This window comes from Clostridium sartagoforme AAU1, from assembly GCF_000401215.1.
Classification (GTDB): Bacteria; Bacillota; Clostridia; order Clostridiales; family Clostridiaceae; genus Clostridium; species Clostridium sartagoforme.
In genome coordinates, this window is the sequence record NZ_ASRV01000107.1 from 1 (window position 1) to 11,269 (window position 11,269).

General features: G+C 25.7%; 12 protein-coding genes and 2 pseudogenes. 5 read left to right on the forward strand and 9 right to left on the reverse strand.

The features are described from left to right. Nucleotides 1-125 precede the first annotated feature (125 nt). The 4 genes from A500_RS08765 (at nucleotide 126) to A500_RS08780 (ending at nucleotide 3,270) form a co-directional block, all read left to right on the forward strand. The gene (locus A500_RS08765; protein WP_016207219.1) at nucleotides 126-911 is read left to right on the forward strand and encodes a hypothetical protein; all 786 of its coding nucleotides are present in this window, start codon (nucleotides 126-128) and stop codon (nucleotides 909-911) included. Then, nucleotides 874-2,208, forward strand: coding sequence for a sensor histidine kinase (locus A500_RS19460; protein ID WP_016207220.1), 1,335 nt, complete (start codon nucleotides 874-876; stop codon nucleotides 2,206-2,208). Before A500_RS08765 ends, A500_RS19460 begins: the two co-directional genes overlap by 38 nt. A gap of 172 nt (nucleotides 2,209-2,380) precedes the next feature. Next, nucleotides 2,381-2,923, forward strand: coding sequence for an NADH peroxidase (locus A500_RS08775; RefSeq protein ID WP_016207221.1), 543 nt, complete (start codon nucleotides 2,381-2,383; stop codon nucleotides 2,921-2,923). Nucleotides 2,924-2,949: 26 nt separating this feature from the next. Next, nucleotides 2,950-3,270 (forward strand): DUF1540 domain-containing protein, encoded by a 321-nt coding sequence (locus A500_RS08780; RefSeq protein WP_016207222.1) that lies wholly within the window; start codon nucleotides 2,950-2,952, stop codon nucleotides 3,268-3,270. Between the two features lie 166 nt (nucleotides 3,271-3,436). Here A500_RS08780 and A500_RS08785 read toward each other — a convergent pair whose 3' ends face one another. The 3 genes and pseudogenes from A500_RS08785 to A500_RS08795 all read right to left on the reverse strand — a co-directional run bounded on the left by A500_RS08785 (nucleotide 3,437) and on the right by A500_RS08795 (nucleotide 6,309). After that, on the reverse strand, nucleotides 3,437-4,210 hold the full coding sequence (locus A500_RS08785; protein ID WP_016207223.1) for a response regulator transcription factor: 774 nt from the start codon (nucleotides 4,208-4,210) through the stop codon (nucleotides 3,437-3,439). A 501-nt stretch (nucleotides 4,211-4,711) separates the two neighbouring features. Continuing rightward, a pseudogene (locus tag A500_RS08790) lies at nucleotides 4,712-5,721 on the reverse strand (pyruvate kinase). Nucleotides 5,722-5,871: 150 nt separating this feature from the next. Then, nucleotides 5,872-6,309, reverse strand: coding sequence for an N-acetylmuramoyl-L-alanine amidase (locus A500_RS08795; protein ID WP_016207224.1), 438 nt, complete (start codon nucleotides 6,307-6,309; stop codon nucleotides 5,872-5,874). A gap of 115 nt (nucleotides 6,310-6,424) precedes the next feature. On the opposite strand from A500_RS08795, the gene A500_RS08800 reads away from it, so the two are divergent. Further along, a complete protein-coding gene (locus tag A500_RS08800; RefSeq protein WP_016207225.1) occupies nucleotides 6,425-6,913 on the forward strand; it encodes a DUF4883 family protein in 489 nt (162 codons plus the stop codon). 73 nt (nucleotides 6,914-6,986) lie between these two features. Here A500_RS08800 and folK read toward each other — a convergent pair whose 3' ends face one another. From folK to pabB, 6 genes and pseudogenes are all read right to left on the reverse strand, one after another. Continuing rightward, nucleotides 6,987-7,802, reverse strand: a complete 816-nt coding sequence (gene folK, locus A500_RS08805; protein ID WP_016207226.1) for a 2-amino-4-hydroxy-6-hydroxymethyldihydropteridine diphosphokinase — start codon at nucleotides 7,800-7,802, stop codon at nucleotides 6,987-6,989. A gap of 10 nt (nucleotides 7,803-7,812) precedes the next feature. Continuing rightward, nucleotides 7,813-8,621 (reverse strand): annotated as a pseudogene (folP, locus tag A500_RS08810) (dihydropteroate synthase). Nucleotides 8,622-8,647: 26 nt separating this feature from the next. Next, nucleotides 8,648-9,112: an HD domain-containing protein gene (locus tag A500_RS08815; RefSeq protein WP_016207229.1), complete on the reverse strand. Its 465-nt coding sequence runs from the start codon at nucleotides 9,110-9,112 to the stop codon at nucleotides 8,648-8,650. 11 nt (nucleotides 9,113-9,123) lie between these two features. Next, nucleotides 9,124-9,678 (reverse strand): GTP cyclohydrolase I FolE, encoded by a 555-nt coding sequence (gene folE, locus A500_RS08820; RefSeq protein ID WP_016207230.1) that lies wholly within the window; start codon nucleotides 9,676-9,678, stop codon nucleotides 9,124-9,126. 12 nt (nucleotides 9,679-9,690) lie between these two features. Beyond that, on the reverse strand, nucleotides 9,691-10,437 hold the full coding sequence (locus tag A500_RS08825; RefSeq protein ID WP_242835092.1) for an aminotransferase class IV: 747 nt from the start codon (nucleotides 10,435-10,437) through the stop codon (nucleotides 9,691-9,693). Further along, a partial coding sequence (gene pabB, locus A500_RS08830) for an aminodeoxychorismate synthase component I (RefSeq protein WP_016207232.1) occupies nucleotides 10,434-11,269 on the reverse strand: 836 nt, incomplete at its 5' end. The genes A500_RS08825 and pabB, both read right to left, overlap by 4 nt.

The following is an 11,269-nucleotide window of genomic DNA, read 5'->3' on the forward strand; positions in this document are numbered from 1 at the left end:
TTGAAACTATACATATTTATTACAAAATAATTATTTTTCTAATATTTTTCTATAAATATTTACAAAAACTTCTATTAATGGTAAAATTATAAATATTAAATCGTTTTTCACAGGAGGTGACATTAATGGAGATTAATCATAAAAGTATAATTAACAATATTAATAATTCTTATGTTGATACAGTAAATTCCTTATTCTTTACTCCTGATTTTTTTGTAGAAAATCATTACATTAAAAATTTGAATGATAATATGGAAAATATCTTAATTAATGAAATACTTGAGGTTGATGACGAAACACTAGTTAAATTTATAATTGGATTATGTAAAGATAAAATGGAAGACTATTTCTCTGCTATTGAAATATTTGAAGATTTACTTAAAGATATAAATTCTATAAAAAATGTATTCATTGCAGGAAATATTTATTCTATGCTTTCAATTCTATATTTAAAATTAAATAATTTTGAATATAGTAAGAAATATTTTGATTTAGCAATTAATTTTTTAGAAAGCAACTTCCAAAATGAATCATTACTTTTTCTTTATATTAATGTATCTATTACAAAATTGAAAATATGTAAATTTGATTCTTCAGTATATATTAATATTAATAATGCCTTTAGACTTTTGTCTGAAGCAGAATATTCTTATTCTTCTCAAGCATATCTAAAGCTTGGCGTTATTTATTTTAAATATCTAAATTTAAATAATATTGCTATAAAGCTTTTTAAAAAAGGCTTATCAATAGCTAAAGAAAATAAAGATGATAAATTAAAAATTTTAATCAATTTCTATATTGCTAAAACTTATAGATCATCCGATAAAACTAATGATAGTTTAGAAATATTGAATTTTATAATAAGAGAGTTTAATGAAATTTACCATGTCCTTAAAAATAAAGATATATAATGAGATCATTAAAATTTATATAAACTTAAATAAAAATTCTGAAATCATAGAAGAATTTTTAGAACTTTACAAAAAAGAATTATACAAGATAGAAAGTTTTTACTTTGATGTTTATTTAGCAAAATATAATTTACTACAAGTTAAATTTAAAATATCAAAAGATATTAATCCTTTAACTGATTTATTTTATTACTTAGACAATGCTTCATACATTTATAAAAGTAATCTTTCCAAATTTAGATTTATGGACTTTTGCTATTGGCTGGAAATTTCATATGGTAATGTATTCTTTAAATTAAAAGATTATAAAAATGCTTTATTTCATCATAAGAAATCGCTACTCTATTCTGAAAAGTTTCAGGATAGAAGAACTATTAATTCTTTTAAGCTAATATCTAAAGATTATGAAGCTCTTTCTGATTTTAAGGAATCTCTCATATATTTTAAGAAGTCTAACTATATAATTGAAAGATATGACAAAATCAAAAATCATGATTTGTTTATTAGATTATTTGAGGACTATGAGAATTCCAAAAGCTATCATTCTGTAAAGAATAACTTTTTTTCTAATCTTAGTCATGAACTTAGAACTCCAGTCAACATAATTTATTCTTATGTTCAGCTTATGAGTTCCTTAAAAGATAAGGATTCATATCATATTGAAGATTGCTTTTTTAAATATGAAAGAAGTATAAAACAAAATTGTTTGAGAATGCTAAAGCTCATAAATAATTTAATAGATATAACCAAGATAGATTCTGGATCTGTACAATTGAATACCTCTCCTTTAGATATAGTACCTTTTATAGAAAATTTAACATTATCTGTAATCCCGTACACTAAATATAAAAGCCTTAATATTATTTTTGATACTAACATAGAAAATTTATATATGAAGCTAGATCCTTATGCATTAGAAAGAATATTATTAAATTTATTATCTAATTCTATTAAATTTACTAGAACTAATGGAAATATACTAGTTAAACTTGATAAAACAAATTTTGATTTAAAAATAATTGTGAGAGATGATGGTATTGGAATACCTGATAATTTAAAAGATTTAGTTTTTAACCGCTTTTTTAAAGTAGATACAACTTTATCTAGAAATACAGAAGGAAGTGGAATAGGTTTATCAATAACAAAAGGGTTGGTGGAAATGCAGGGAGGATATATCTATCTTAACAAAGACTATACTGATGGCTGTGAATTTGTAATAACCTTTTCTAATATGTTAGAAGTTAATGATTCAATCGATGTTGATTTTAAGCATTTTATTGATGATGAAAAATACTAAGAGAACTATCTGATATATATGAATTGTTCTAAATACTAATATTTGAAAATTGTATCAAACAAACTACTTTTTTAGTATATATTTTTATATAAATGTATTTTTTATATCATTTAGCAAATACTACTATTGCATTTTAGATTATTGTCTAAATATATTTTAAGGAGGATTCTAAATGAAAAAGTTTGTTTGTACTGTTTGTGGCTATATACATGAGGGAGATGCTCCACCTGAATTTTGTCCTGTCTGTAAAGTAGGCTCTGAAAAGTTCCAAGAAATTACTGATGAAATGAGATGGGCAGATCAACATAAAATTGGTACTAAAAATGATCTTGAACCAGATATGCTAGATGCATTAAGAGCTAACTTTACCGCTGAGTGCACTGAAGTTGGAATGTATCTAGCTATGTCACGTCAAGCTGACCGTGAAGGTTATCCAGAAATTGCTGAGGCATATAAAAGAATTGCCTATGAAGAAGCTGAACATGCATCTAAATTTGCTGAAATTTTAGGTGAAGTTGTAGTTGCTGATACAAAAGCTAATTTACAAGCAAGAGTCGAAGCTGAATATGGGGCTTGTGACGGTAAAAAGAAACTTGCTGATTTAGCTAAGCAACGTAATCTCGATGCAATTCATGATACTGTACATGAAATGTGCAAGGATGAAGCAAGACATGGTTGCGCTTTTAAAGGCCTGCTAAATAGATATTTTAGTTAATATTTAATTGATAAGGAGAGATTCTAATGCAAAAAATTTATTGTAGTGCAAATAATTGTTCTCATAACAAAGAAAATATTTGTTTTTCTAATCGTATAAATGTTGTTGGAAAGAATTCAGATAGCGAATGTGATACATGTTGTTCATCGTTTTTAGATCGTGCCACTTATGGTAATTTAACTAATAATGCCTATGATGAGGGGGATCCTTGTAGTTGCTTAGTCTGTAAGGTTAATAGTTGTAAATATAATGAAAATCAATTATGTTCACTAAATTCTATAAACATTTCTGGAAATAGCGTTAAGTTATATAGCCAAACCAATTGTGAAAGTTTTTGTAGAGAATAATATAAATAAAAATGATATCCAACAAAGGATATCATTTTTTATTTATTAAGGGGATAAATTATTTATTGCTAAGCCGCGCTAACAACTTATATACATATAATACTATGCTTTTATGTCAGTACTGTTACAAAAAATATAAGAAAGTATTTCTTTTTTCTTAAGACTCTTAATTTTTCTTAAGTTCATTTAACTTCTTTTGAAGATTATACACCCTTATATTTGACTTTAACTTAGCTATAAACAACTCCTCGTCTATCGGCTTAGTGATAAAATCATCTGCTCCACTATCTAATATTTTAGATAATGCTTTATTATTATCCAATGCAGTAACTGCTATTATTGATGAATCTATATTATTTCTTCTTATTTTTCTAATAAGATCTTTTCCAAATTCATTTTTGAGTATAATATCTATTAAGTATATATCATACTTTTTCCCACTTTCTATTAAAGATTTTCCATCTTCATAATAATCTACGTTACATATCTTTCTGTTCTCTAATATTGTTCTTTCTAATTCTATAAAGAAATTATTATCTTCAACAATCGCTATACTTGCTTCCTGAAGATTGTTCATATATTCATCTTCCCTAAATACATTATCTAAATATTTTCTTATTTCATCTTCTAAATCCTTTTTTAAAATATATTCACTTATTCCAAGGTTAATAAGATCTTTTCTTGTATCACTCATATCTTCACTAGTTACAACAAATATAGGAATATCAAACTTGTTATTTACTTCTCTTACAAAGTCCTCAATATTTCCATCCTTTACATATAAAGATGAAATTATAAGACAAATATTTTGCGATTCTAATACTTCTCTTGCTTCATGGAAATCCTTAACATTAATATAATTATGTCCTTTTTCTTCAACGTTTTTCTCTACTAATTTAGAAAAAAAGCTACTTTGTTCAATATGTAATATATTGCACATACTTACCACCCCTTTATTAAATCTAATTTCATTATACAGTATTTCTTCTCTTCTTTTAATTAAATCTTCTAAACTTGTATAAAAAAATTAAACTAAAGAAATTTTTCTTAACAATAACTTACATATGTTTATTTAGTTCACAGTTATTTTCATTTGCTAGGGAACAGGTATCAGGTATCAAGTATAATCAAAAATTAAGATTATATATTTAATAATTATTTTTTCTAAAAGAATCTACCATCCGTTACCTATTACCTCTTACTTGTTACATGTTACCTGGTTACATGTTACCTATTCCCTGTTACTTTATCCAATAAACTATGCCTTGTGCACTACAATCTAGAAATTTTACTTCGCAATTTATTATCCCAAATGTGCTATCCATCTATATACATATAAAAATAATAAAATCATTATACTCCCTAATAATATCCATAAACTTGTAATTATAACTTTTTCTATTTTTTCATTCATAAATACACCTAAAATTTCTATTATCTATTATTGATAATAATCTATAACATTCTTTAAAAATTTAACTGTTTGAATCGGTGCTTTTCCTATAGAAGTTTCTCCTGCTAGCAGTAAACCGCTTACCCCACCTTTTATAAATCGATGAATACTTTCTATTTCTGGTAATGTAGCTAAATGTCCATTTTTCATACTATTTAATAAATGAGTTGCTATAATTACTTTTTTATTTTTTGATTTTATTGTTTCAATAGCTTTTTCTTGTAACTTTATAGCATTTAATATTCCTGACTCTGGTACTAAATCTCCTCTTCCTATAACTATAGAATCTACTACCTTTAAAATATCTTCAATATTATTAATACCAGTAGGTGTTTCTACTTTTGCCCAGACTTTACAGTTTGTATCTTTGCTACTACCTTTTATAATTTCTTTTATTATATTTATATCATCTTTTTTTTCTACAAATGATTGACATATAATATCTACATCGTTGTTTAATGCCCACAATATGTTTTCTTTATCAATTTCACTTAAACAATTTTTATCATCATAAATGCCTGATAAATTACAGCCCTTACCCCTCTTATAATTCCACCTTTTATAACTCTAGCATTTATTACTCCTTTATCTATTTTAATTATTTCAAAATTCATTGTATTGTCTTTCATAGAAATAGTTTTTATATTACTTTTAATTATTTCATCGGTTTCTATTGTCAATGGAATTAGCTTCATGTCTTTTAATGTTAAACTATCTATACCTCTATAGAAATCTTCTCCACAAAAGTAAATTTCTTGTCCATTATAAACTTTGTATATATATTTTAAGTCCTTAGATACTCTTATTTTTTTCCCGCATAAATCAACTAGTATATGTATATCTCTTTTTAGTTCTTTAGAATATTTTATTACATATTCAAATTCTTCTTTATTAAAATGAGAACAATTTAGTCTTAATATATCTACTCCATTTTCTATTAGTTCCTTAATAATCCATTTATCTGTAGATTTTGGCCCTATAGTGGCTATTATATGCATAATTTTCTCCTAATTATTGATCATAATTATCTTTACTACAGAAATTCAATTTTTATTACAAAAACTTATTTATAATTATAATGAAAATATGATATAAAATTATTTTTATTTAAGATAATTTTATATCATATTAAATAATCATTATTACTGTCACTCCCTATTTGAGATTTCATTTAGTATATCAACGATTCCTTCTATATATAATTGCTCTATTGTCTCTTCAGCTTCTACTGGTATTTTAATATATAAAGCTGGTGCATTTATATTTTTAAGCAAGTATAAATGATCTCCCTGCTTACAAATTATATTTTTTATATTTTCATTTAATAATTTATTTACCATTTCACTGCATTCTTTAGACTTCTCATTGTTATCATAAAATATTTCACATTGTGAAATATCTTTCTTAAATTCTATTCCAACATAAAAATCTATATTTGTTATATTTGCTATAAGGACCTTCTTTAACAAGCTTCTTGCTGTACTTTGACCTTGATACAAGTCAACAATAAAATTACCACTTTCCTTTAATTTTTGTGAAATAGCTTTTAAAATTTCAGTATTATTTATATCTATTCCGTATTTCACTTTGCCTCCAAGGAAAATTATTATTAGTTCATTCTATTCTCTTTTGTATGAATATGTTCTAAAGTCTTTGTTGAAAGAATAAATTTATATATAAGTTATCTTAAGGAGGTTCATAGTGAAAAAATTTCTTATCACCTTAATTTGTATATTTATTATTTTCTCTTTTTCAGGTTGTAATTTTAATAAATCACAGTACATAAGACCTGGTACTAAACCTAACAATAATTATTATACTAATGAAATACAAGAAAGATTGAATCAAAATGATTCTTATACTATTAAGATTTTTGATTTAAATGTATATAAATATTATGATGTTAATGAAGAAGAACATAGTATTTTACCTGAATTTATTGACTCTTTAAACGATGAAAACTATGGTGCTGTAGTAGAAGAAGGGCTTTCTCCTGAATATAAGTTATTACTAGAATTTTCAGATGTAAAATATATTATAAATGCATATAACAATAAATTAATTTCAATTTATCCATGGGATGGGGTATATGATGAGGATACTATTTCCATGGAAGGTGTTTCTGACTATTATAATTTATATAAATTTTGTGAATATATAAAAAAAGTTTCTAATGGATTTGAAGGATAAATACAGAACAGTAGGTAAAATTTATATAAAGTAAAACTTTACCTACTGTCATTTTTTCTTAAGCTAACGGTTATTATTTTTTTATTCCTTCAAGCATTTTAAAAACTCTTTTTCTATTCAATGGATGAATTTTATTGGGTGCTATTTCATTTAATGGAGCTAATACAAACTCTCTTTCTTCCATTCTTGGATGTGGAATTGTTATAAAATCATCACTAGTAACTAAATCATCGTAAAAAATAATATCTAAATCTATTACTCTCGGTCCCCATCTAATTACTCTTTCTCTTTTCATGTCTTTTTCAATATTCAATAATAAAGACATAAGTTCTCTTGGATTTAATATGGTGTCTACTTCTATAGCTGCATTTTTAAAACTATCTTGATTCTCATATCCCCAAGGTTCTGTTTCTATTATTTTAGAGGCTTTTAGCAACTTTATTTCTTTATTGCTTTTTATTTTCTCTATTGCAATATTTATGTTTTCAGTCTTTTCTCCAATATTACTACCTAACGCAATATATGCTTTATGCCATCCTCTATTTATTTCTACCGCAGCTGTATCTAAATGCCTACCTATTGGTGCCCATGGTTTTTTTAATAATACTTTTATGTTTTTCACTAAATCATAGTTATATAATACATATTCTGCTATCTTTTCTGCTGCGGTTTCTATTAAATCATAACTCTCTTTTTGAAATTCCTTTTCAATATTATGGCAAAGCTCCCCATAATGAACTGACTTTGTTAAATCTCCACTCTTAGATGCTAAACTTAAATCTACATCTAATTCTAAAGATAATATAAACTTTTGTCCAAGAGATTTCTCTTCATTAAATACACCATGATTTGCAAATATCTCAACATCTTTTAAATATAACTTATCCATAGTTTTCCCTCTATTTCATTCTTAATATTTTATCAGTCATAATACATGCTCTTTTGTTTTCAAGTACATCATGTACCCTAACAAATTTACACCCCTTCATTATTCCCATTACAGTAGTTGCTATAGTACCTTCTCTTCTTTCATCTACTGGTAAGTCTAATGCTAAACCAATCATTGATTTTTTTGAAGTTGCAAGTAAAACAGGAAATCCTATATTTACAATTTTCTCTAAGTTATTCATTACAATTAAATTTTCTTCATAGTTTTTAGCAAATCCTATACCTGGATCTAATATAATATTTTCTCTTTTTACTCCAGCATCTAAAGCTATATTTATACTTTCTATTACATCTTCTATTACATTCTTCATTAAATTTGTATAAGGCTTATTTTCTCTGTTATGCATTAATATACATGGAATATCATATTTTGCTGCTACTTCAGCCATATTTTTATCTTTTTTAAATCCCCATACATCATTTATTATATCCGCACCTGCTTTTATAGCTTCTTCAGCAGTTTTGCTTTTATAAGTATCTATTGATATTAAAACATCTAGTTCACTTTTTATAGCTTTAATTATCGGAACTACTCTTTTTATTTCTTCTTCTTCGGATATATAATTCGCTCCTGGTCTTGTTGATTCTCCCCTATATCTATTATATCGGCTCCTTCTTCTACCATTTGCTTTGCTCTTTTTACAGCTTGATCTACTTCATTATATTTTCCACCATCAGAAAAAGAATCTGGTGTTACATTTAATATAGCCATTATATAAGTTCTTTCATCTAAATTTATTTCTTTATTTCCTATCTTCATACGTCTCTCCCCTTTAGCTTATATTTTTATAATCTTATTTTTTTATTTTCATCCCAATAACAATCATTATAAGATTTGCAGTTAAAACAATTTCTTGAAAGTTTATCACTTTTATATATTATTTTTGAAAGCTCATCATCACTTTCTTTTCTATGCTCTTTTATGCATTTAATAATTAGTTCTTTATCTTCATGAGAAAAATTTGTATCTTCTAATATTTCTGATGCTATTATAGCACTACCCTTATGATGATCTATTCCTTCATTATATTGCATAACTCTTCCTATATCATGTAATAATGCTATTGAATATATTATTTCTTTATTATATCCTAAGCCTTTTTCTAATACAGTTATATACGCAATTCTTGCAACATCTAAAAAATGTTCAATGGTATGATTACAAAACTCTCTATTTATTTCTAATTGGCTTAATTCATTTAATAATCTTTTATACTTAGGATGATTTAGAATTTTATTAACATTTTCCAAAATTCTACCTCCTATTTTAATAAACTCATTACTTCTTTTCTTAATTGATAATCCTCTTTAAAACATCCTCTATATGTTGTTGTTACAGTTTTTGTTCCTGGCTTTTTTACACCTCTCATAGTCATACACATATGTTCAGCTTCAATTACTACCATAACGCCTTCTGCATTTAAATATTTCATTATTGCATCAGCAACTTCTGTAGTTAATTTTTCTTGTAATTGTGGTTTTTTTGCATAAACTTCTACACATCTTGCAAGTTTTGAAAGTCCTGCAACCTTCCCTTTTGGTATATAAGCAATATGTGCTTTACCATAAAAAGGTACAAGATGATGTTCACACATTGAATAAAAAGTGATATCTTTTTCAAGAACTAAATCATTTTCCTCAACAGTAAAAGTTTTTTCTAACTCACATTTTGCATCTTTTCCTATTCCTGAAAAGATTTCTTCATACATCCTAGCTATCCTATCTGGAGTTTCTAAAAGACCTTCTCTATTTGGATCTTCCCCAATACCTTCTAATATTAATTTTACTCCTTCTAATACTTTTTCTCTATCTATCATTAAATGCCCCTCCTAATTTCCAATTTGTGATTCATATTCTTTTCTTATCTTAATTGTGATTTTATTTTCTGTCAAAATTCTATTTTCAAATTTACTTACTCCCATTATACCCAATAAACTATTAGTTATAAATATTTCATCAGCATTTATGATATCATCTAAACTTACTTCTTTTTCTATTACATCATAATTTTTAATAAGGTGATTTCTTACTACACCTGGAAGTAATCCACTACTAATTTTTGGTGTAAATATTACATTATTCTTCACAGCAAATATATTAGAAAAACTTCCTTCGGAGACATATCCTTTTTCATTCAAAAATATGACCTCATTATATCCTTCTTCCAAAGCCTCTTCTCTTTCTAAAATATTTTCTAAATAATTCATAGACTTTATATATGTCAATTTAGATGTAGAATTTTTTATTGTTTTTGCTACCTTTAATGAAAACCCTCTTAGATAATCTCCGCTCTTATATAATAGTTCTCTAGTTTCTAATAATATATTTTTTTCTGTTACAATTATTTTCAAAACACAATTTTTTATATTAAAATCATTTATTATATTACTAATATATTCAACTTCAATTGCTTCTCCAATTTTAAGAATATTAATACCATTGTTAAGCCTTTTTATATGCTCTTCTAAAAACAATGGCTTTTCTTTTACTAGTATGGTTTCAAATACCCCTCTAGCAAAAAAGTATCCACTATCTATAGTTATTTTATCTTTTCCTATTATTACATTTCTCATCATAATACCCTCATTAAAGCTTTTGCTTTATCTAGTGTTTCATTATACTCATCTTCTTCTATAGAATCATAAGTTACTCCTCCACCAACGCCAAAGTAGGCCCTATTGTCCTTTTTAATAATTGTTCTTATAGCTATATTAAAATCAGCATTTCCTCTAAAATCAAAATATCCTATAGATCCTGTATAAAGATTTCTTTTTAATCCTTCTAGTTCTTCTATTATCTCCATAGCTCTAATTTTAGGAGTTCCTGTTATAGATCCCCCAGGGAAACATTCCTTAATACATTTTACTGATGATACATTGTCTTTTAAAATACCCTCTACGGTTGACACTAAATGAAATACTGTTGCATATTTTTCAAGTTTAAATAGTTCAGTTACCTTTACTGAGTAAGGTTTGCATACTTTACTTAAGTCATTTCTTTCAAGATCTACCACCATTAATAACTCTGCTCTATCTTTTTCGCTATTTATAAGTTCTAAACTATTTTTCTTATCTTCTTCTTCATTTTTCCCTCTAGGTCTTGTCCCTTTTATTGGCCTTGTAACTACCTTCCCTTTATTTATTTCAATAAATCTTTCAGGCGAAGAACTTATGACCTGAAAATCTTCAAAATTCATATAAGCAGAAAATGGTGCCTTATTTATAGTTCTTAACTTTTTATATATCTCAAAAGGTTCTTCTTTATTTTCTGTATAAAACCTTTGAGTCATATTAGCAATATAAACATCACCATTTATAATATATTTTTTTAGTTTAGTAATTGCATTTTTATAATTTTCTTTTTCAAAATTAGATTTAAAGTTTTTATTTATAGATTCAAAATCCTGCT

What these genes read in the sequence shown, in the direction of transcription:
- folK (WP_016207226.1), bottom strand. Translation starts at nt 7,802, where the DNA reads ATGGATAAGTTATATTTAAAAGATGTTGAGATATTTGCAAATCATGGT.
- A500_RS08825 (WP_242835092.1), bottom strand. Translation starts at nt 10,437, where the DNA reads ATGATGAGAAATGTAATAATAGGAAAAGATAAAATAACTATAGATAGT.
- A500_RS08785 (WP_016207223.1), bottom strand. Translation starts at nt 4,210, where the DNA reads ATGTGCAATATATTACATATTGAACAAAGTAGCTTTTTTTCTAAATTA.
- A500_RS19460 (WP_016207220.1), top strand. Translation starts at nt 874, where the DNA reads ATGAAATTTACCATGTCCTTAAAAATAAAGATATATAATGAGATCATT.
- folE (WP_016207230.1), bottom strand. Translation starts at nt 9,678, where the DNA reads ATGATAGATAGAGAAAAAGTATTAGAAGGAGTAAAATTAATATTAGAA.
- A500_RS08765 (WP_016207219.1), top strand. Translation starts at nt 126, where the DNA reads ATGGAGATTAATCATAAAAGTATAATTAACAATATTAATAATTCTTAT.
- A500_RS08780 (WP_016207222.1), top strand. Translation starts at nt 2,950, where the DNA reads ATGCAAAAAATTTATTGTAGTGCAAATAATTGTTCTCATAACAAAGAA.
- A500_RS08775 (WP_016207221.1), top strand. Translation starts at nt 2,381, where the DNA reads ATGAAAAAGTTTGTTTGTACTGTTTGTGGCTATATACATGAGGGAGAT.